Annotated in this window: 18 protein-coding genes; 7 read left to right on the forward strand and 11 right to left on the reverse strand. The window is 66.3% G+C overall.

Translation table 11 applies throughout. From position 1 onward, the window contains the following. Positions 1 to 72: 72 nt before the first annotated feature. On the forward strand, positions 73 to 399 hold the full coding sequence (locus MasN3_RS02155; RefSeq protein ID WP_281911894.1) for a BON domain-containing protein: 327 nt from the start codon (positions 73 to 75) through the stop codon (positions 397 to 399). A 17-nt stretch (positions 400 to 416) separates the two neighbouring features. On the opposite strand, the gene MasN3_RS02160 is transcribed toward MasN3_RS02155, so the two are convergent. The 4 genes from MasN3_RS02160 to MasN3_RS02170 all read right to left on the reverse strand — a co-directional run bounded on the left by MasN3_RS02160 (position 417) and on the right by MasN3_RS02170 (position 3,090). Further along, positions 417 to 1,184: a GIN domain-containing protein gene (locus tag MasN3_RS02160; RefSeq protein WP_281911895.1), complete on the reverse strand. Its 768-nt coding sequence runs from the start codon at positions 1,182 to 1,184 to the stop codon at positions 417 to 419. Positions 1,185 to 1,352: 168 nt separating this feature from the next. Continuing rightward, on the reverse strand, positions 1,353 to 1,775 hold the full coding sequence (locus MasN3_RS25185) for a glycoside hydrolase family 16 protein (RefSeq protein WP_307730399.1): 423 nt from the start codon (positions 1,773 to 1,775) through the stop codon (positions 1,353 to 1,355). A 12-nt stretch (positions 1,776 to 1,787) separates the two neighbouring features. After that, entirely contained in the window at positions 1,788 to 2,168 is a 381-nt protein-coding gene (locus MasN3_RS25190) for a glycoside hydrolase family 16 protein (RefSeq protein WP_307730400.1), read from the reverse strand. Between the two features lie 16 nt (positions 2,169 to 2,184). Next, positions 2,185 to 3,090, reverse strand: a complete 906-nt coding sequence (locus MasN3_RS02170; protein WP_281911896.1) for a polysaccharide deacetylase family protein — start codon at positions 3,088 to 3,090, stop codon at positions 2,185 to 2,187. Between the two features lie 577 nt (positions 3,091 to 3,667). Between MasN3_RS02170 and MasN3_RS02175 the strand changes: the two genes are divergently transcribed. The 5 genes from MasN3_RS02175 to MasN3_RS02195 all read left to right on the forward strand — a co-directional run bounded on the left by MasN3_RS02175 (position 3,668) and on the right by MasN3_RS02195 (position 11,616). Beyond that, the gene (locus tag MasN3_RS02175) at positions 3,668 to 6,667 is read left to right on the forward strand and encodes a TonB-dependent receptor (RefSeq protein ID WP_281911897.1); all 3,000 of its coding nucleotides are present in this window, start codon (positions 3,668 to 3,670) and stop codon (positions 6,665 to 6,667) included. Positions 6,668 to 6,768: 101 nt separating this feature from the next. Next, entirely contained in the window at positions 6,769 to 8,343 is a 1,575-nt protein-coding gene (locus MasN3_RS02180; protein ID WP_281911898.1) for a tryptophan halogenase family protein, read from the forward strand. 37 nt (positions 8,344 to 8,380) lie between these two features. Next, positions 8,381 to 9,091, forward strand: coding sequence for a SapC family protein (locus tag MasN3_RS02185; RefSeq protein WP_281911899.1), 711 nt, complete (start codon positions 8,381 to 8,383; stop codon positions 9,089 to 9,091). Then, positions 9,066 to 10,088 (forward strand): cupin-like domain-containing protein, encoded by a 1,023-nt coding sequence (locus MasN3_RS02190; RefSeq protein WP_281911900.1) that lies wholly within the window; start codon positions 9,066 to 9,068, stop codon positions 10,086 to 10,088. The genes MasN3_RS02185 and MasN3_RS02190 overlap by 26 nt, the downstream gene beginning before the upstream one ends. Before the next feature lie 10 nt (positions 10,089 to 10,098). After that, positions 10,099 to 11,616 carry a tryptophan halogenase family protein gene (locus MasN3_RS02195; RefSeq protein ID WP_281911901.1) on the forward strand — a complete coding sequence of 506 codons (1,518 nt, stop codon included), beginning with the start codon at positions 10,099 to 10,101 and terminating at the stop codon, positions 11,614 to 11,616. A gap of 10 nt (positions 11,617 to 11,626) precedes the next feature. Here MasN3_RS02195 and MasN3_RS02200 read toward each other — a convergent pair whose 3' ends face one another. Genes MasN3_RS02200 through sugE form a run of 3 tightly spaced genes read right to left on the reverse strand, consistent with a single transcriptional unit; the run spans position 11,627 to position 12,501 of the window. Then, positions 11,627 to 11,800 carry a hypothetical protein gene (locus MasN3_RS02200; RefSeq protein ID WP_281911902.1) on the reverse strand — a complete coding sequence of 58 codons (174 nt, stop codon included), beginning with the start codon at positions 11,798 to 11,800 and terminating at the stop codon, positions 11,627 to 11,629. Positions 11,801 to 11,813: 13 nt separating this feature from the next. Continuing rightward, positions 11,814 to 12,173, reverse strand: coding sequence for an NADH-quinone oxidoreductase subunit A (locus MasN3_RS02205; protein ID WP_281911903.1), 360 nt, complete (start codon positions 12,171 to 12,173; stop codon positions 11,814 to 11,816). A gap of 10 nt (positions 12,174 to 12,183) precedes the next feature. Next, positions 12,184 to 12,501: a quaternary ammonium compound efflux SMR transporter SugE gene (gene sugE / locus MasN3_RS02210; protein WP_281911904.1), complete on the reverse strand. Its 318-nt coding sequence runs from the start codon at positions 12,499 to 12,501 to the stop codon at positions 12,184 to 12,186. 94 nt (positions 12,502 to 12,595) lie between these two features. On the opposite strand from sugE, the gene MasN3_RS02215 reads away from it, so the two are divergent. Beyond that, a complete protein-coding gene (locus tag MasN3_RS02215) occupies positions 12,596 to 13,525 on the forward strand; it encodes a LysR family transcriptional regulator (RefSeq protein ID WP_281911905.1) in 930 nt (309 codons plus the stop codon). Positions 13,526 to 13,539: 14 nt separating this feature from the next. Here the strand turns inward: MasN3_RS02215 and MasN3_RS02220 are convergent, their stop codons facing one another. Genes MasN3_RS02220 through MasN3_RS02235 form a run of 4 tightly spaced genes read right to left on the reverse strand, consistent with a single transcriptional unit; the run spans position 13,540 to position 19,702 of the window. Further along, on the reverse strand, positions 13,540 to 14,850 hold the full coding sequence (locus MasN3_RS02220; protein WP_281911906.1) for a sugar MFS transporter: 1,311 nt from the start codon (positions 14,848 to 14,850) through the stop codon (positions 13,540 to 13,542). A gap of 11 nt (positions 14,851 to 14,861) precedes the next feature. Further along, complete coding sequence (locus MasN3_RS02225) at positions 14,862 to 15,812, reverse strand: glucokinase (RefSeq protein WP_281911908.1); 951 nt, start codon at positions 15,810 to 15,812, stop codon at positions 14,862 to 14,864. Beyond that, on the reverse strand, positions 15,809 to 18,298 hold the full coding sequence (locus MasN3_RS02230) for a glycoside hydrolase family 3 protein (protein WP_281911909.1): 2,490 nt from the start codon (positions 18,296 to 18,298) through the stop codon (positions 15,809 to 15,811). Before MasN3_RS02230 ends, MasN3_RS02225 begins: the two co-directional genes overlap by 4 nt. A gap of 33 nt (positions 18,299 to 18,331) precedes the next feature. Beyond that, a complete protein-coding gene (locus tag MasN3_RS02235) occupies positions 18,332 to 19,702 on the reverse strand; it encodes a GH1 family beta-glucosidase (protein WP_281911911.1) in 1,371 nt (456 codons plus the stop codon). Between the last annotated feature and the right edge of the window lie 80 nt (positions 19,703 to 19,782).

Raw genomic sequence — 19,782 nt, forward strand, 5'->3', positions numbered from 1 at the left:
TTGGCCAGCATCAAACGTCGACCAAGGGTACCCGTGAGAATGGGCTGGTCTGCCTTCTCTCGGGAGCCCTCCATGAACCTTTCCTACCGCATTCATCTGATCCTGCTCGGCCTGCTGCTGGCAATCCTCAGTGCCTGCGCGCCGTCCGGCACGCACCGCGGCACCGGCGAATACATCGACGACGCCGCCATCACCACCCGGGTCAAGACCGCTTTCGCCACCGATTCCCAAGTCAAGGCGACCGAGGTCCAGGTCGAGACCTACAAGGGAACGGTGCAGCTCAGCGGTTTTGTCGATTCGGCCGAGAGCGCCGCGCGCGCGGCACAGCTCGCCCGGGAAGTGCCGGGCGTAAAGGAAGTGCGGAATAGCATGGTGGTCAGGCAGCGCATGCGCGAGTAGGGCTGTTCGCGCAGTGCTTACCGCCAGCTGACCTTGCCGATGCCGTTGGTGTTGGCATTGCGGGTCGCCGGGTTGCCATAGACGGTGGCCGAACCCAGGCCGCTCAGGTCGATCTCGGCCGCACGGGTCGCGTGCACCGTCGCGCCGCCGAGGCCGGTCATGTCGAGGTCGACCGATTCGGCGCGCAGACCCTGCGCTTCCAGGCTGCCGACACCGGCCAGCTTGGCGCGCAGCAGTTTGCTCTCGCCATTGACACTGATGCGGCCGGCGCCACGCAGGTTGAGGTCAACGCGCTCGGCGCTTACGCCGTTCAGGGCGAGTCCGCCGACGCCGCCCAGGCGGGCGTCGATATTGCGGTAATTGCTGTTCATGGTGACCGATCCGGCGCCGTCGAGCGCGACCTGGATGGCATTGCCCGAGAAGCCGGTGACGGTCGATGTGCCCACGCCCTGCGAGGTAAACTCGGCGAGATTGGGCACGGTCAGTTCGGCGCGCAGCTTCTCGCTCATGTCGCCACGGCGGGTATTGAAGGATTCGGTACCGATTTCCAGCGTGTCGCCGCGCTGGGCGGTGGTGATGCGCTGCACGTAGCGGCGGTCGCCCGAGACGACCAGCGAGGGTGTATTGCCCTGGCGCAGGACGAGGTCGACGATGCCATCCAGTTTTACCTTGGTGACTCTGGCATCGACACTGCGATTTTCACGCACGAGCTCGTCGGCGATGACGGGGCTGGCGACCAGTGCGAGCGTGGCGGCGACGGCGGCGGCACTCAACAGTTTTTTCATGCTTGTTCTCCGGTAGGTTGTCGATGGAGGCACTATAGGCCGCTCTCGTGACGATACCGAGCCGATTGCGATGAATTGCGCAAACCACGGTCTGGAGCGTAAAAAAGCCGGCATGGCGCGACCGGACTGCCTGGCACTGCGGCAGCAAGCTGCCCGGCGGACAGGTAGCTACCGTGCCGGCGTGGCGCGCCGGTAGACGCGCACATAATCCACCAGCATGCGCTGGGGCAGGACCGTGCTGCTGTCCGGATTGCCCGGCCAGGCGCCGCCGACGGCCAGGTTCAGGAGCACGAAGAAGGGATGCTCGATTACCCATTCTCCCTTGACCAGGTTCGGCCGCGCCGTATGGTAGTGGATGCCGTCGCGGTACCAGCGAATCTCGCCACGCTCCCATTCCACTGCGAACACGTAGAAATCGTCGGCAAAGATGCCGCTCGCCAGGGTCGCGTGCGTGGTGAAGGCCTTGGCACCCGAATAACCGGGACCGTGCAGCGTGCCGTGCACGTTCGACGGCTCCTTGCCGATGATCTCCATGATGTCGATCTCGCCGCTGCGCGGCCAGCCCACCTGCCCGATGTCCGCGCCCAGCATCCAGAACGCCGGTTAGATGCCCTGGCCCTGCGGCACCTTGATGCGTGCCTCGAAGCGGCCATGCATCTGCTCCATCAGGCCGGCGGTCTTGATGCGCGCCGAGGTGTAATCGTTGCCGCCATGGCGTTCCCGGCGCGCCTCGATGACGAGCATGCCATCTTCCACCCGGACGTTCTCGGGACGGCCGGTGTAATGCTGCAGCTCCTGGTTGCCCCAGCCGTGGCCGCCGGTCTCCGCCACCCATTTCGCGCGGTCGAGCTGGCTGCCATCGAATTCGTCGCTCCATGCCAGCGTCCAGCCGGCAGGCGCGTGCGCGGAGGTGGAAGCGCAGCCGGCGCTAGCCAGCGCAAGCAGCGTGGACAGGGTGGCGGCGAGCAGGCGGATCGGTTTCATGGGTTTCCTTGTGGCTTCAAGGCGCCGCCGGCGGACGGGCCTGCTGCTGCCTGACGTGTTGCATGATGTTGATGAAGGTATCGGTCCAGACCAGCCGGCGATGCTCCGCCAGGAAGCGCAGCAGCTCCTCGTGGGCCTGCGCGGACACGCCGAGGTAGTCGCCGCCGATACCGTGGAAGGTGAAGTTGACCATGGTGCCGCGCCCGATCGCTTCCTTGACGATGGCAATCAGCTCCGCGCCGCTGCTGCCGCTAGGTGTCGCCACCGGCACCGCGAGCGGATCGAGGCTGCGCATCGCGTCGATGACGCCGCTGCCGCCCGTGACCTTGATCGCGACGAAGGCGGCGCGCACCGCGGGCAGGTAATCGCGCCCGCCGGCCTGGGTGTCGCCGCAGGGCAGCGTGAACGTGCGCTCCCGGCGTCCGTCGATCGCCGCCAGCATGGTATTGGCCAGCAGGACCTGGTCGCGCATCTGTTCCACGCTGACCGTGTCGAGGTCGCGGTGCGGCTCGACCCAGTCGCGTCCGGGCTTGCTGCGCGCGCACTGGTGAAACAGGCTGTGGTTGCCGAGTTCGTGCCCGGCCCGCGCGGCGGCGCGCCACCCCTCCATGCGCCGCGCCACCGCCGGATTGGACAGGGTCAGGTAGAAGCTTCCCTTCAGGCCGAGCCTGTCGAGGGCGGGCAGGGCATGGTCGAGCTGGGAATCGAGGGCATCGTCGTAGGCCAGGCTGACGGCGGCCCGCGCGCCGTGCGGCCAGGCGAAGCCGGGATGGATGTCGGCCGCCCCGGCGGCAGGCATGCCGGCATGGAGTCCCGCGACCAGGGCGCATACGAGCAGGCACCGGCGCCTTTTCCTCTGCTTCAGCAGGCCAGTCCGCCCCGCGCTGCCTGTCGCCTCGGGCGCGTAGTCGCTTCGCTCCATCGCCATCCTTTTTCGCCGATATTTGGAAACGTTACCAGAATGTCAACCCGACTATAGCACTGTAGATTTTTCAGTGTCAATTGCATCGCATCGGGCAAGATAGATCCGAACGGCGGCCGGGCTTCGCTCCTAAGCATGGGCAATGTTGCAAATCAGCCGCAGTTCGCCTCATATCCACAAGAAATATTCCGTTGACAATTTTTTTTGCTAAGCCTAATATTCAAACAAGGTATATGGAAACGTTTCCATATCTCTCACGTGATGACAGATGAACGAGCGCAGCGCGTATCGCTTTACCCGCTACCTGGCAGCGAGGACATCGGCACTGGCCGCATGTCCTCGCTGTGCCGTCTGGTGGCAGGACGCGCCCTGCGGCCAGCACCGGCGCCCGGGGGGCGCCGCGGCGAGGATGTGCCCAGCGATAGGGACGGCAGCAGGGGCGACAGCAAGGACCGCCGGCGGCGCGCAGCCTGGATTGCGCCGGCACAGGTAGTGGAGACACCGTTGGATTGGGTGACGGTCATTTTAAAAAGAACAGGAGAGCACCATGTATTACCCCAAGGCTAAGCAGACATTGATGAGCCTGGCAGTCGCCAGCGCATGCGCGGCATTCATTCCGGCGCATGCCCAGGAAGCCGCCTCGACCCCCGGGGTTGCCAGCACCACCGCCGCGACCACCGACCCGGCAGCCCTGACCCCTCAGGAAGCCAGCACCCCATCCTCGCCGGCCGGCGTCCAGACCGTCGTCGTGACCGGCCTGCGCGCCAGCCTCGAATCCTCGATGGCCCTCAAGCGCAACGCGCAGGGCTTCGTCGACGGCATCGTCGCCGAAGACATCGGCAAGTTCCCCGACACCAACCTGGCCGAATCCTTGCAGCGCATCAGCGGCGTGTCGATCGACCGCAGCATCGGCGAAGGCTCGAAAGTCACCGTGCGCGGCGTCGGTCCCGACTTCAACCTGGTGCTGCTCAACGGCCGCCAGATGCCGACCTCGAACCTGGGCGACCGTCCGGGGCGCGCCTACGACTTCGCCAACATCGCTTCCGAAGCGATCTCGCAGCTGCAGGTCTACAAGTCGGCCCGCGCCGAGACCCCGACCGGCGGCATCGGCGCCACCATCAACGTGCTGACCGCGCGTCCGCTGGCGCGTCCCGGCCTGCAGGCTAGCATCGGCGTCAAGGGCGTGCATGACCGCTCGGCCGAGAACCTGCCGGCAGACGTCAAGCGCGGCGGCAGCCTCACCCCGGAAGTGTCTGGCATCTACAGCAATACCTCGGCCGACGGCCGCTTCGGCATCGGCCTGTCGGCCAGCTACCAGGAACGCAACCTGGGCTACAACGTGGCGTCCGTCGGCAACGGCTGGAAGGGCCCGTTCCGCGGCGACGAGAACAACTGGGGCACGATTCCCCAGCCAGGCACCGATGGTTCGGACCGCATCACCAATCGTCCCGACCCGAGCGACCTGTACCAGGTTCCGCAGAACATGAACTACGCCATGAGCGGCATCCAGCGCCAGCGCACCAACGGCCAGCTGGTGTTCCAGTTCGCGCCGACCAAGGCTTTGACTACCACCCTCGACTATACGTACTCGGAAAACAAGATCCAGACCCGCCGCCAGGACGTGTCGGCCTGGTTCAACTTCGGCCCGTCCAGCAGCACCTGGACCGACGGCCCGGTCGCCGCGCCGCTGGTCTACACCGAACTGATCCCGACCAACAACAGCGACATCGCGATGGGCGGCGCCGACTTCGCCACCAAGACCCAGAACAAGTCGCTCGGCTTCAATGCCGCATGGCGCGTCAACAGCGACCTGCGTTTCGAGCTCGACGCCCACAAGTCGACCGCCGAATCCAAGCCCGACAGCCCCTGGGGCTCGTCCAACACCCTGGGCACCTCGAGCTTCAGCCGCGGCGACACCAGCGTCGACTTCTCGCAGGACCTGCCGGTCCTGAGCATCAAGGGCGCCGACTTCCAGCGCGCACCGCAGCAGGTCACCGGCTCGGTGTTCGAGAACGGCTACGTGAAGAGCGAAGTCAAGCAGGTCCAGACCCACGGCAGCTGGAAGATGCTGGAAGCCTCGGAGCTGAAGTTTGGCCTGGGCCATACCGACGTCAACAACCGTTCGGCCTTCTCGGTGCAGCAGCGCGACACCTGGGGCGGCGCCACCGTGGCGTCGGACTACCCGGCCAGCTACTTCCACCAGGAGAGCCTGCGCCAGTACTTCGACAACATCGACGGCCACGACAACCCGAACCTGTTCAACACCTTCTACACCTTTGACTTCAACCAGCTGCGCGAGCTGGCCGCCAAGGCGTCCGGCCTGCCGGAGCTGTACCGTCCGAAGACCGTCTACGACACCGACCAGCGCACCCGCGAGAAGTCCAAGAGCCTGTACCTGCAGTTCAACACTGACTGGGACTTCGCCATGCCGGTGCACACCTCGGTCGGGGTGCGCTACGAGAAGACCGACATCACCTCGACCGCGCTGGTGCCGATCGCCACCCAGATCAGCTGGGTCTCGCAAAACGAATTCCCGGTGGCCTTCGGCGCACCGAACTTCACCACCCTGACCGGCAAGTACAAGCACGTGCTGCCGAGCTTCGACGCCGACATCGACCTGCGCTCGGACATGAAGGGCCGCTTCAGCTACGGCGAAACCATCGGCCGCGCACGCTATGACCAGCTGACCGGCGGCCAGGTGCTCGATACCCTGGCCCGTGTCGAGGGCGGCACCGGACGCCAGGGCAACCCGGGCCTGCTGCCGGTCAAGTCGAAGAACATCGACCTGGCCTGGGAGTGGTACTACAACAAGTCGAGCTTCGTCTCGCTCGGTCACTTCCGCAAGCGCCTGGAGAATTACGCCGGCCAGTCGCAGGTCGTCGCCCAGCCCTTCAACCTGCGTACCCCCGTGGGCGGCACCTACTGGAATGCGGCGCTGGCGAACGGCTGCTCGAACGCGGACACCACCTGCATCCGCAACTACATCTTCCGCAACTTCGCCGGCCAGCCGGGCGTGACGCGCGGTGCGGACGACGCCTCGGGCAACGCCACCGGCACCATCGTCGGCCAGCCGAACGACCCGGTCGCCAACTTCAAGATCACCAGCTACTCGAACCAGAAGCAGGCGCGCCTGCGTGGCCTCGAGCTGAACGTGCAGCACATGTTCGGCAGCTCGGGCTTCGGCATCCAGGCCAACTACACCAAGGTGGATTCGGGCCTGCAGTACGATAATTCGAGCATCGGCGAGCAGTTCGCGCTGGTCGGCCTGAGCGACTCGGCCAACCTGGTGGGCATCTTCGAGAACGACAAGTGGAACGTGCGCGCGGCCTACAACTGGCGCGACAAGTTCCTGTCGTCGACCTTCGACGGCGCCGGCCCGAACCCGAACTACGTCGAGGCCTACGGCCAGCTGGACCTGAGCATCGGCTACAACGTGAGCAAGAACATCAGCGTCCAGTTCGAGGGCATCAACCTGACCGACGAGATCCGCCGCGTGCATGGCCGTAACGAACGCCAGGCGCTGTACGTGGAGCAGTCCGGTCCGCGCTACATGCTGTCGGCCCGTTACAAGTTCTAAACCGCGGAAATGGAAAACCGGCGGACCCTGGCATCTGCCATGGTCCGCTGCGTGCATTTTCAGGGTAGACTTGCCCGAATTAGTTTTTATTGAAAACAAATATGGCGAGCACCACCATCAGGCATGTCGTCATCGTGGGCGGCGGCTCGGCCGGCTGGCTGAGCGCCGCCGTCCTGGCATCGGGCTTCCAGGCGCTGGAGCATGGTGGCCTGCGCGTGACGCTGATCGAATCGCCCGATGTGCCGACCATCGGCGTGGGCGAGGGCACCTGGCCGACCATGCGCGACACCCTGCGCGCCGCCTGCCTGTCCGAGTCCAGCTTTTTCCGCGAATGCGACGCCGCCTTCAAGCAGGGCTCGCGCTTCAACCGCTGGGTCGATGGCGGCGATCGGGACTACTATTTCCACCCCTTCGTGCTGCCCCAGGGCTGGGGCGAGGCCGACATGGCCGGCCGCTGGCTCGAACGCCATACCGACATTCCCTTCGCCGACCTGGTGACATACCAGCCGCACCTGTGCGTGCACGGGCGCGCGCCCAAGCAGGCCGCCACGCCGGAATTCGCGGCGGTGGCCAACTACGGCTACCACCTGGACGCCGGCAAGTTCGGCCTCTTTTTAAAGAAGCACTGCCTCGAACGCCTGGGTGTCCATTTTGTGGCGGACCACGTCACCGGCATCCTCTCACACGACAATGGCGACATCGCCGCCCTGCACACCAAGGCGCACGGCGCGCTGGCGGGCGACCTGTTCGTGGACTGCACCGGCATGCAGTCGCTGCTGCTCGGGAAGCACTACGGCGTGCCCTTCATCCCGCAGCGCGGCGTCCTGTTCAACGACAGCGCGCTGGCGGTGCAGGTGCCTTACCCGGCGGAGAATGATCCGATCGCCTCGCAGACCACCTCCACCGCCCAGGAAGCCGGCTGGATCTGGGACATCGGCCTGCCGACCCGGCGCGGCATCGGCCACGTGTATTCGAGCGCGCACACGAGCGACGAGCAGGCCGAACGCGCGCTGCGCGCCTACATCCGCGCCACCGGCGGCCCCGAAGAGATCGCGACGCCGCGCAAGCTGTCCTTCGAACCAGGCTACCGCGAGCGCTTCTGGCACCGCAACTGCGTCGCCATTGGCTTGTCCGCCGGCTTCATCGAGCCCCTGGAAGCCTCGGCGCTGGCCATGGTCGAGTTATCGAGCGCGATGCTGCTCGACGAGATGCCGGTCACGCGCGCGCAGATGGAGATCAGCGCGCGGCGCTTCAACGAGACCTTCACCTACCGCTGGGAGCGGGTGATCGACTTCCTGAAGCTGCACTACGTCCTGAGCCGCCGCGAGGGCACGATGGATCCGCATGGCTACTGGCGCGACAACCGGCGCGAGGAGACCATCCCGCAGCGCCTCGCCGACCTGCTGGCGCTGTGGCGCCACCGTCCGCCCTCGCGCTACGACTTCAACCGCATCCAGGAAGTCTTCCCGGCGGCCAGCTACCAGTATATTTTGTACGGGATGGGCTTCCTCCCGGAACCCGCCCAGGCCCGGCGCGAACGGATCGGGGAGGGCAATGGCGCCATGGCGGATGGCTTCTTGCGCCAGGCCGCCGACCTGACGCGCCGGATGCTGCCGGCGCTGCCGGACAACCGCGCGCTCATCGCGCACATCGTGCGCCATGGCTTGCCCACCTGACCAGACAACGACAACGAGAAAGTGAAAGAGACATCCCATGGCCAAGCCAGTACTGCTGAATAACATCGACCACAAGGACCTGCGCATCATTACCCGTCACGGCCGCGGCCTGGACGACAGCCACGCCTACGTGCAGACCTTCGCCGGCGAGTTCCGCCTCCTGCAAGCCCATTACCCGATCATCTTCCGCAAGCAGAGCGAAGCCCATCCCTACGAGCCGGTCGCCCTGTTCGGTTTCGAGACCGACGAGAACCTGTTCCTGGAAGACGAGCGCTGGGACGCGCCCACGCTGCCGCTGCTGGTGGAGCGCCTGCCTTTCCTGATCGGCCGCGAAGGCGACGAACTGATGATCCACATCGACGTCGACAGCCCGCGCATCAGCACCACGGAGGGCGAGCCGATCTTCCTGCCGCACGGCGGCATGAGCCCCTACCTCGAGCACGTCAATTCGATGCTGCTGACCATCCATGAAGGCATGGGTTCTAATGCAGCGTTCATCGAAGCGCTGGAAAAGCACGAACTGCTCGAAGGTTTCGCGCTCGACATCACCCTCGACGACGGCTCGCAGAACCGCCTGGCCGGCTTCTTCACCGTCAATGAGGAGCGCCTGGCCGCGCTGGACGGCGCGGCGCTCGACAGCCTGCACAAGGCCGGCTGGCTGTCCGCCATCTACTTCCAGATCGCGTCGCTGTCGAACTTCCGCGCGCTGATCGACCGCAAGAATGCCCGCCGTGCTGCCCGCGCCTAAAGCCATTCGCGAACTCGCCGGCCTGACGCCGCGCGACCTCGGCCCCGGCATTCTCGCATCCACCGAGCCGATCGTGCTGCGCGGCCTGGTCGCGGCCTGGCCCATGGTCCAGGCCGCGCGCCGCTCGGCGCTCGAGGCCGACGCCTACCTGCGCCGCTTCTATCAAGACGCCACCGTCAACGCGATGCTCGGCCCGCCCGAGATCGATGGCCGCTTCTTCTACAACGAGGCGATGGACGGCTTCAACTTCGCCCCGGTGCGTGTGCGCCTGGACAAGGTGCTGGCCGAGCTGGAACGCTACCGCGGCGCCGCCAACCCGCCGGCGATCTACGTCGGCTCGACCACCATCGACACCTGCCTGCCCGGTTTCCACGACGAGAACCGCATCGACCTGGGCGGACGCGATGCGCTCGGTTCGATCTGGATCGGCAACCGCACCCGCATCGCCGCCCACTACGACCTGCCGGACAACCTGGCCTGCGTGGTGGCCGGACGGCGCCGCTTCACCCTGTTCCCGCCCAGCCAGGTCGAGAACCTGTACATCGGCCCGCTCGACCTGACGCCGGCCGGCCAGGCCATCAGCCTGGTCGACTTCGTCAAGCCCGACCTGGCGCGCTTCCCGCGCTTCGCCACCGCGATGGAACATGCGCTGGCGGTCGAACTGGACCCGGGCGACGCGCTGTTCATCCCCAGCATGTGGTGGCACCACATCCAGGCGCTGGAAGACTTCAACGTGCTGGTGAATTACTGGTGGCGCCAGTCCCCCGACTACATGGACACGCCGATGAACGCGATGATGCACGCCTTGATGAGCGTGCGCGACCTGCCTTTGGCACAGCGCAAGGCCTGGGCCGTGCTGTTCCGCCATTACGTGTTCGAGGCGGACGACGAGACCGTGGCCCACATCCCGCCGCATGCGCGCCGCGCCCTGGGTCCGATGGATGCCGACAGCGTGCGCAGCATCCGCGCCCAACTACTGAAAAGAATGAATCGCTGAGGAGGGAGACATGGAACAAGGACTGAACGGCATCGGCAAGCCGGTGCGGCGCGTCGTCATCGCGGGCGGCGGCACCGCCGGCTGGATGGCGGCCGCCTGCATCTCGAAGGTGCTGGGCAAGCGCCTCGACATCAAGCTGGTCGAGTCCGACGAGATCGGCACCGTGGGCGTGGGCGAGGCGACCATCCCGACCCTGCTGAACTTCCACAATCTCCTCGAGATCAACGAGCAGGAGTTCATGGCCGAGACCAAGGCCACCTTCAAGCTCGGGATCAGCTTCGAGAACTGGCGCAACGTGAACGAGGACTATATCCACTCGTTCGGCCTGACCGGCACCGACCACTGGACCGCCGGCTTCCAGCACTTCTGGCACAAGGGCCGCGAGCGCGGGCTGGCCGGCGACTACGGCGACTACTGCCTGGAGCTGCGCGCCGCGCAGGAGAACAAGTTCGCCCATCTGCCGCAGAATGGCAGGAACTTCGGCATGAACTACGCCTACCACCTCGATGCGAGCGCCTATGCGCGCTACCTGCGCAGGTTCAGCGAGCGCTTCGGCGTGCAGCGCATCGAAGGCAAGATCGTCGACGTGAGCACCAGCGCATTGAGCGGACAGGTGCGTTCGATCGCGCTCGATTCGGGCGCGGACATCGAGGGCGACCTGTTCATCGACTGCACCGGTTTTCGCGCGCTGCTGATCGGGCAGGCGCTCGGCGTCGGGTATGAAAACTGGTCGCAATGGCTGTTCAACGACAGCGCGGCCGCGCTGCAGACCAGCTCGGTGGGCGATGCGGTCCCGCTCACGCGCTCGATCGCCCATCCCTTCGGCTGGCAATGGCGCATTCCGCTGCAGCACCGCGTCGGCAACGGCATCGTGTTCTCGAGCCGCTACGTGGAAGAGGGCGCGGCGATTCAAGCGCTGCTGGGGAATGTCGAAGGCGAGGCCCTGATGAAGCCGCGCGTGATTCGGTTCACGCCGGGCCAGCGGCGCCAGGTCTGGAAGAACAACGTGGTCGCGGTCGGCCTGTCGAGCGGCTTCCTCGAGCCGATCGAGTCGACCAGCATCCACCTGATCCAGCGCAGCATCATCCGCCTAATGCAGATGTTCCCGACCAGCGGCATCGTCCAGAGCGACGTCGACGAGTTCAACCGCCAGGCCTGGGAAGAAGTGGAGAAGATCCGCGACTTCATCATCCTGCACTACAAGGTCAACAACCGGATCGATGCACCTTACTGGGAGGACGCGCGCAACATGGAAGTGCCGGCCTCGCTCCAGCACCGCATCGACCTGTTCCGCGAGACCGGGCGCGTGTTCCGCGTCGCGAACGAGCTGTTCGCCGAGAACTCGTGGACCCAGGTGATGCTGGGGCAGGGCATCATGCCTTACCGGCACCACCAGTCGGCCGACCTGATGGGCGACGAGGAGCTGTCGCACTTCCTCGGTGCGATCAAGGGGCAGATCGACCGCACCGTGGCCGGCCTGCCCTCGCACCAGTCCTACGTGGAGCGTTACTGCGCGACGCCAAAGTAGGACGGAAGGGCTACCAGCCGTGCTCCAGCACGTGCAGCCAGGTGCCCGCGCTGACTGCCAGGGCGATGCAGGCCGCGCTCCCGAGGATGCCGGCATCGCGCCGGTTGCGCGACCTGAACTCGCGCCATGCAACCCAGGCAAGGCACATGCCGATCAGGCCATTCGAGACCAGCATGGCGCTCATGTCGTGCACCTCCTCAGTCCCATTCCATCGCTCCTTTCTTCCATTCGTAGGCAAAGCCCACCGTCAGCAGGCCCAGGAAGACCATCACAGCCCAGAATCCGACGCTCTCGAGTTCCATCAGGGCCGCGGCCCAGGGGAACAGGAACACCACTTCCAGATCGAACAGGATGAACAGGATCGCGACCAGGTAGTAGCGCACGTCGAACTTCATCCGTGCGTCGCTGAAGGCTTCGAAGCCGCATTCGTAGGCCGACAGCTTTTGCGCGTCTGGCCGGTGCGGCCCGAGCGTGCGGCCCAGCAATTGCGGCACGACGCCCACGGCAATGCCGATGAGCATGAAAAGCAGGACGGGCAAGTATTCAGAAATATCCATGATCGCTCATTCAGTGTGAAACCATCTTCAGGCCGACGATGCCGGCGCCAATCATTGCGATGCACAGCAGCCGTGCCGGCGAGGCCGATTCGCCCAGCAGCACGATGCCGATGATCGCGGTGCCGATCGCACCGATCCCGGTCCATACCGCATAGGCGGTGCCGACCGGCAGGGTCTTCAGCGCGTGCGACAGCAGGCCGAAGCTGACCGCCATCGCCAGCAGCGTGCCGACTGACGGCCACAGGCGGCTAAAGCCTTCCGTGTACTTCAGGCCGATCGCCCAGCCAATCTCGAACAGGCCCGCGACGACGAGTATCGCCCACACCATGATTGTTGCCTTCGCAGTAAGTTAACGGGACCAGGCGCAGTGTATATCTCAAAACTAGATGGAAAAAGTCAGTAGCTATCAGTAAAATTGAAAGATGGCTTTCGATCTCGACAACCTGCGTGTCTTCCTGGCGGCGGTGGACCACGGTTCCTTCTCAGCCGCCGCCCGTGCCCTGGGGCGGGTGCCCTCCGCCGTCAGCATGGCGATCGCCAACCTGGAGGCCGAACTCGATTTGCAGCTGTTCGACCGCCAGGGCCGCGAGCCGCGTCCCACCGCGCATGCCGCCGTGCTGCTGCCGCAGGCGCGCCTGCTGGTGGAACAGCTGCAGCGCCTGAACGGCCACGCGCTCGAGCTGAACCGGGGGCTGGAAACCTCGCTGACGATCGCCCTGGTGCCGGAACTGCTGGCGGCTGCGCCCTGGAGCGAAGCGCTGCGCCGGCTGGCCCTGGATTACCCCCTGCTGAAGGTCGAAGTGCTCACCGCGCCCCAGGCCGACGCGCTGGCCATGCTGCAGAGCGGGCGCGCCGACCTTGCGCTGGTCTACGAGCGCTATGGGCGCCAAACGGACGAGGCGTTCGAAGAGGTGGCCGAGGAAAGGCTGGTGGCCGTGGTCGCACCCGGCCATCCCCTGTGCGAACGCATGGGCCGGGAAGCGATCCGCGACGAAGACCTGCTGGCCGAGCGCCAGGTCTTGATCGCGGGGCGCGATACCGAGTACGTCGACAAGCGCATCGCCATCGCGCGCCTGCAGTGGCGCACCGATAACCCGGCCGCGGCGCTGGCGCTGGTGAAGGCGGGGCTCGGCTGGGCATGGCTGCCCTCCGGCCTGGTGCGCGAGCTCCTGGAGCACGGCGATCTGGTCGAGATCCCGACCGCGAACTTCACCAATGTGCTGCGCTTTTTCGTGGACATCATCTGGAACAACCAGCGCCCGCCGGGCCTGGCGGGGCAGCGCTTCATCGCCCTGATGGAAGCGCTGCGCGACGACGAAAAAAATGCCCGCTCATCGAGCGGGCATGGCTAGGGGAGGGCCGGCGCTCAGGCTGCCGCCACCGGCTGCTTGTGCAGGTTCGCGTACTTCAGGCCGAAGTACAGGATGAACAGGTAGCACGTGGCCGGCACCAGGAAGGACGGCTGCAGGCCGATGGTGTCGGCGAACATGCCCTGCACGAAGGGCACGACGGCGCCGCCGACGATGGCCATGCACAGGATGCCCGAACCCTGGCCGGTGAACTTGCCCAGGCCGTGCAGCGCGAGGCTGAAGATGGTCGGGAACATGATCGAATTGAACAGGCCGACCGCGATGATCGCCCACATGGCCAGCTGGCCTTCGCCGAAGGTCGCCGCCAGCACCAGGAGGATCGAACCGAGGGCATTCACGGCCAGGGTCTTGCCCGGGCTAACGTAGCGCATCACGGCGAAGCCGATGAAGCGGCCCACCAGCGCGCCGCCCCAGTACAGGCTGACGTATTGCGCCGCATCCGCGTGGCTCAGGCCCGCGATGTTGACCTCGCCGAGGAAGTTGATCAGGAAGCTGCCGATGCTGACTTCCGCGCCCACGTACAGGAAGATCGCGACCGCGCCCAGCACCAGGTGGCGGTAGGCCATGGCGCCGCCCTTGCCGTCGACGGCCGGCTTGCCGTCGTCCGCATGGCTGATCCTGGGCAGCCTGGCCAGTGCGAACAGCACCGCCAGCAGCGCCAGCGCCGCGGCCAGGCCCAGGTACGGGCCCTGCACCGCGGCCGCCTCGGCGGCCTTGTGCGCGGCCTGCTCGGCGGCCGGGAGCGCCGCCAGCTGCTCGGCGCTCAGCGCGACCGTGGACAGGATCAGGATGCCGCCCAGTGCTGGCGCGACCGTGGTGCCGAGCGAGTTGAAGGCCTGGGTGAGCGTGAGGCGGCTGGACGCGGTGCGCGCCGGTCCGAGCACGGTCACGAAAGGATTGGCCGCCACCTGCAGGATCGTGATGCCGCTCGCCAGCACGAAGAAGGCGAACAGGAACAGGCCGTAGCCGCCCTTCGAGGCCGGGTAGAACAGGGCGCAGCCGGCGGCCGCGATCGTCAGGCCGGTGACGGCGCCGTTCTGGTAGCCGATCTTGCGGATCAATGCCCCGGCCGGCAACGACACGATGAAGTAGGCGCCGAAGAAGCAGAACTGCACCAGCATCGCCTGCAGGTAGGTCAGGGTATAGATCGACTTCAGGTGCGGGATCAGGACGTCGTTGAGCGACGTGAGCAGGCCCCACATGAAGAACAGGATGGTGACGATGACGAGCGCGCCGGTGTGCGGGTTATGCTCGGACTCGAGCGCCTGCGCCGCCGCCGGCGGCTGGTTCTGGACGGTGTTCTGCATGGGGTCTCCGTTTATTGCAGGGTCGCGATATGGTCCGACAGCATCGCGGATACGCCGCGCAGCGCCGGGTACTGCTCGGTAATCAGGTAGGTCGGGATGCGGGCGAGGTAAGGACCGAGACGTCCCTTGTCCTCGAAGCGTGCGCGGAAAGCCGATTCGGTGAACAGTTTACCAAGCCTTGGCACGATGCCGCCACCAATATACATGCCGCCGGTCGCGCCCAGGGTCAGCGCGACGTTGCCCGCCACGCTCCCCAGCACCGCGCAGAAGATCCCGACCGTCTTGACGCAGTCGGCGCAACTGCCGTCGATCGCGGCCCTGGTGATGCCCGCGGCGTCAAGGCGCCGGCCGCTCGAGACCCGGTGGATCAGCTCCAGCCCCATGCCCGACAGCAGGCGCTCGGCCGACACGTGGCCGTATTCCGCCCACAGCGCTTCCAGGATCGCCACTTCCTCCTTCGTCGACGGCGCGAAGCTCACGTGGCCGCCTTCGCCGGCCAGGGCGATCCAGCGCTCGCCCGCTGGGATCACGCCCGATACGCCGAGGCCCGTGCCGGGGCCGATCAGGCCGATCGGCCGGTTCTGTAGTTCGATGCCGCCGCCGATGCGCTCGCGCCCCTCGGCCGCCAGGTGCGGCAGCGACATCGCCAGCGCGGCGAAGTCGTTCACCACCAGCAGGGTTTCCAGGCCTTGCCGGCGGCGCAGCTCCTCGATCGAGAAGCTCCAGTGGTGGTTGGTCATGCTGACCCGGTCTTCCTCGACCGGGTTGGCGATCGCCAGCGCCGCGTGGCGCACGCGCTCCACCGCCAGCCCGCGGCCGGCCGCCTGGCCGAGGTAGGCCCGCATGGCCTCGTCCAGGGTCGGATAATCGGCGCAGGCCAGCACTTCGACATCAATCACACCCGCGTCCGACTCCAGTGCGAAGCGGGCGTTGGTGCCGCCGATGTCGGCCAGCAGCTTCATTGCAGCTCCCCACAGCGGACGGCATCGGCCTCGCTCGCTGCGCCCCCGGCGATCTCGATGTTGGTAAAGGCGGCGGCAAACGCGGCGTCGCTGGTGATGCTGAAGGGCGTATCCACCTTGGCCAGGTCGGTGCCCTTGGCCTGGAAGCAGGCCAGCGGAATGGCGACGGTCTGCTTGCCCTTGCCGGCCAGGCGCTTGAACAGGGCGGTGGTGTCGAGGCTGCCGCTACCCATGCGCATCGTGATCCTGCCGCTTGGCGCCTTCGATACGATGGTGTCGAAGCGCAGCGCCGCATTCGCAGCGGCTGCGGCCGGCAGCACCATGGGGCGGGCGCCGCGCGCCTCGACGCTGGCGGGGCCGGTCCAGGTCACCAGCTTGGCGTCCTGCTGGGTATTCACCTGCGAGGTCTGCACGTTCACGCCCGGCAGGCTGAAGCTCGCGTTCAGGTCGGCGCCCAGCGCCAGGGTTTGCCCGCCGCTGCGGATCGTCAGCGGGAAGCTGGCGCGGTCGGCCTGGCTGAACACGGGGAAGCTGTTGCTGACGCCGCAGCCGCCTTGTGGATAGGTGGTATCCAGCTTGCCGACTTTCGAGCGCGTCGCCGCCTTGAGGCCGTAGCCATAGGCGAACAGCGGCGCATAGTGCTTGTCGCCCACGTTCAAGTCGGTCTGGCAGGCCGACTTCGGCCACGAGAAGGGCAGTTTGCCGCTGAAGTCGTAGCGTTTTCCGCTGGATACCAGCAGGTCAGCCACGCCCTTGCCCTCGGTGCCCGGCAGCCAGGCGGCCACGAACACGTCCGACAGGTTGAGCAGGTCGTTGACGTAGAGCGGGCGGCCCGAGACGAACACGGTCACCACCGGCTTGCCCTTGCCACTGACGGCCTGCAGCACCGCCAGGTCTTCCGGATAGCGGCTGGAATGCCGCAGGGTGCCGCTGGGGCCGATGTCGCCGTCGCCTTCCGCATACGGACGCTCGCCGATCACGGCCACCACCACGTCGAATGTCGAGACGTCGATACCCTTGCCGTCCACGCTGAACGTGACATTGTCCTTGCCCGCCGCTTCACGGATGCCGGCCAGCACCGTGTCGCCGTTCGGGAAGTCGGCATTAGTGTTGGCGGTGCCCTGCCAGGTGATCGACCAGCCGCCGCTCTGGTTCGACATGTCGTCCGCGCTCTTGCCGACCACGAGGATTTTCTTGCCGCGTGCGATCGGCAGCACCGGCTGATCGTTCTTGAGCAGCACCAGCGACTCGCGCACCGCGCGGCGCGCCAGTTCGCGCGGCTGCATGACATCGTCCTTGCCGGCATAGGCGTTCTGCGCCGGGCTCTTGTCGAACAGGCCGGCGCGCAGCTTGACGCGGATAATGCGGCTCACCGCATCGTCGATGCGCGCCATCGGGATCTCGCCGCTTTCCACCTGCCTGATCGTGTTGGCAATGAAGGCCTTCCAGTCGTCCGGCACCATGATCATGTCGTTGCCGGCATTGATGGCCGCGGCGCAGCTGTCGTTGCGGCAGCCCGGCACTTCGCCGTGGCCGTTCCAGTCGGTGACGACGAAGCCGTCGAAGCCCATCTTTTTCTTGAGCACGTCGGTGAGCATGGTGCGGCTGCCGTGCATCTTGCCGTAGTTGGTCCCGCTCGCCACATCGTTCCAGGAATTGAACGAGGACATGACGGTCTGCACCCCCGCCTCCAGGGCCGGATAGTAGCCGGCGCCGTGGATGTTGATCATCTGGGATTTGGTGGACTTGTTGACGCCGCGGTCCTTGCCGAACTCGGTGCCGCCGTCGCCGATGAAATGCTTGGCGGTGGCGATGGTGTTGGCGTCGTCCTTCAGCATGCCCTGCATGCCGCGCACGTAGGCGCCGGCATAGCTTTTCACGATCTCAGGATGCTCGGAATAGCTTTCGTAGGTGCGTCCCCAGCGGTCGTCGCGCACCACCGCCAGGGTGGGGCCGAAGACCCAGGCGATGCCGCTGGCGCGCGTGGCTTTCGCGGTGGCCGCGCCGATTTCTTCCATCAGCTTCGGGTTGCGCGCCGCCCCCAGGCCGATGTTGTGCGGGAACAGCGTGGCGCCGAACACGTTGTTGTGGCCGTGGACGGCGTCCGTGCCCCACACGACCGGCACCTTGACCGCCATGTCGGTGGCCATCGAGGCCTCGTGGTAGCGCTGCGCCAGCGCCAGCCATTCGGCCGCCTTGGCATGCTTGTTCCCGTTCGGCCAGCTGCCGCCGCCGTTGAGCACCGAGCCGAGGTAGTAGCGCTTCACGTCTTCCGGCGTGGCGCTCTTGATCTCGGGCTGGGTCATCTGGCCGACCTTCTGCGCCAGCGTCATCTTGCTCACGATGTCGCGGACGCGCTGTTCCAGCGCCGCGTCCCTGGCGATGGCGCTGCGCACCGTCGGCCAGTCGTTCAAGGGGGCTGCCGCGGCAGGGAGGGCCAGCGCGATGGCCAGCGCCAGCACGGGGTTGCGAAGCATGGGTGTCATGGGGTCGTCTCGCTGTCTTGTTGTGTGTTCGTCTTATTCGCCGCGCAGGAAGGAACGGTACCACTTGCCGCTGCCCTTCAGGCGGCGCTGCTGGCTTGCGTAATCGATGTAGGTGAGGCCGAAGCGCTTCAGGTAGCCTTCGGCCCATTCGAAGTTGTCGAGCAGGCTCCAGGCGAAGTAGCCCTTGACCGGCACGCCATCCTTGATGGCCGCGTTCAGGGCGGCCAGGTGGCGCATCAGGTAGTGGCGGCGCTCGACGTCGTCGATCTCGCCGTCCGCGCCCACTTCGTCGGCATAGCAGGAACCGTTTTCGGTGACGTACATCGGGCCCGGACGGTAGTCGTTCTCGATGCGCAGCAGGAGTTCGGCCAGGCCCTGCGGCGCCACTTCCCAGCCCATGTAGGTGGTCTCCACGCCGGGCGCGGGCGGCAGCACGCGCGCCGACAGCGGCCCATGGCCGGGGGCATGCTCGATGGTCTCGGGGAAGTAGTAGTTCACGCCGAGGAAGTCGGTTGGCACCGCGATGGCCTCGAGGTCGCCCGGCAGCACGACGGGGGCGGCGTCGCCGATCGTCTCCAGGATCGCCTGCGGGTAGCCGCGGCCGTAGAGCGGATCGAGGAACCAGCGGTAGCGCAGGCCGTCGTGGCGTTCGGTGGCGGCGATGTCCTCGAGCTGGCTGGAAGCGGGGCGCACCGGATGCAGGCTCAGGGCGAGTCCGGTCCTGGCATGTGCGACGTTCGCGCGGATCAGCGGCACCGCCTTGCCGTGCGAGAGCAGCACGTGGTGCGCCACCTGCAGCGCGGTCTTGAAGTCGGTATTGCCCGGCGCGTGCCAGCCTTCGTAGTTGCCGATGATGGCCGTGCACCAGGGTTCGTTGTGGGTGATCCAGTGCTGCACGCGGTCGCCCAGGCGGCGCGTCACCGCATCGACGAACGCCAGGTAGGCGTCGACGGTGGCGCGGTTGTTCCAGCCGCCGCGGTCCTGCAGGTACTGCGGCAGGTCCCAGTGGTAGAGCGTGGCCCAGGGCTGCAGGCCGCGTTCTAGCATGCCGTCCACCAGGCGCGAATAAAAATCCAGGCCTTTCTCGTTCGGCTTGCCGCCCACTTCGGAAAAGATGCGCGGCCAGGCGATCGAGAAGCGGTAGGCGTTCAGTCCCATGTCGCGGCCGATGTCGAAGTCTTCCGGCCAACGGTGGTAGTGGTCGCAGGCGACCGATCCGTTGGAGCCGTCCTTGATGTTCCCCGGCGTGGCGGCGAAGCGGTCCCAGATCGATTCGACCCGGCCGTCTTCCCGGCCGGCGCCTTCGATCTGGTACGAGGAGGTGGCGCAGCCCCACAAGAAGTCGGGGGCGAAATCGCCGCGCGATGGGGCGCTCGGCTCGGGACGGGATGCTGTTGTCGTCATGGTCTGGTCTGTTTGAGCTTGTTACGCTAGGATATTTGGAAAGCTTTCCAATTGCAATCTAAAAAAAAGGCCGGCGGGCG

The organism is Massilia varians (assembly GCF_027923905.1).
Classification (GTDB): domain Bacteria; phylum Pseudomonadota; class Gammaproteobacteria; order Burkholderiales; family Burkholderiaceae_D; genus Telluria; species Telluria varians_B.

Coding starts and splice junctions, on each gene's coding strand:
- MasN3_RS02155 (WP_281911894.1), top strand. CDS start 73: ATGAACCTTTCCTACCGCATTCATCTGATCCTGCTCGGCCTGCTGCTG.
- MasN3_RS02160 (WP_281911895.1), bottom strand. CDS start 1,184: ATGAAAAAACTGTTGAGTGCCGCCGCCGTCGCCGCCACGCTCGCACTG.
- MasN3_RS25185 (WP_307730399.1), bottom strand. CDS start 1,775: ATGCTGGGCGCGGACATCGGGCAGGTGGGCTGGCCGCGCAGCGGCGAG.
- MasN3_RS25190 (WP_307730400.1), bottom strand. CDS start 2,168: ATGAAACCGATCCGCCTGCTCGCCGCCACCCTGTCCACGCTGCTTGCG.
- MasN3_RS02170 (WP_281911896.1), bottom strand. CDS start 3,090: ATGGAGCGAAGCGACTACGCGCCCGAGGCGACAGGCAGCGCGGGGCGG.
- MasN3_RS02175 (WP_281911897.1), top strand. CDS start 3,668: ATGAGCCTGGCAGTCGCCAGCGCATGCGCGGCATTCATTCCGGCGCAT.
- MasN3_RS02180 (WP_281911898.1), top strand. CDS start 6,769: ATGGCGAGCACCACCATCAGGCATGTCGTCATCGTGGGCGGCGGCTCG.
- MasN3_RS02185 (WP_281911899.1), top strand. CDS start 8,381: ATGGCCAAGCCAGTACTGCTGAATAACATCGACCACAAGGACCTGCGC.
- MasN3_RS02190 (WP_281911900.1), top strand. CDS start 9,066: ATGCCCGCCGTGCTGCCCGCGCCTAAAGCCATTCGCGAACTCGCCGGC.
- MasN3_RS02195 (WP_281911901.1), top strand. CDS start 10,099: ATGGAACAAGGACTGAACGGCATCGGCAAGCCGGTGCGGCGCGTCGTC.
- MasN3_RS02200 (WP_281911902.1), bottom strand. CDS start 11,800: ATGAGCGCCATGCTGGTCTCGAATGGCCTGATCGGCATGTGCCTTGCC.
- MasN3_RS02205 (WP_281911903.1), bottom strand. CDS start 12,173: ATGGATATTTCTGAATACTTGCCCGTCCTGCTTTTCATGCTCATCGGC.
- sugE (WP_281911904.1), bottom strand. CDS start 12,501: ATGGTGTGGGCGATACTCGTCGTCGCGGGCCTGTTCGAGATTGGCTGG.
- MasN3_RS02215 (WP_281911905.1), top strand. CDS start 12,596: ATGGCTTTCGATCTCGACAACCTGCGTGTCTTCCTGGCGGCGGTGGAC.
- MasN3_RS02220 (WP_281911906.1), bottom strand. CDS start 14,850: ATGCAGAACACCGTCCAGAACCAGCCGCCGGCGGCGGCGCAGGCGCTC.
- MasN3_RS02225 (WP_281911908.1), bottom strand. CDS start 15,812: ATGAAGCTGCTGGCCGACATCGGCGGCACCAACGCCCGCTTCGCACTG.
- MasN3_RS02230 (WP_281911909.1), bottom strand. CDS start 18,298: ATGACACCCATGCTTCGCAACCCCGTGCTGGCGCTGGCCATCGCGCTG.
- MasN3_RS02235 (WP_281911911.1), bottom strand. CDS start 19,702: ATGACGACAACAGCATCCCGTCCCGAGCCGAGCGCCCCATCGCGCGGC.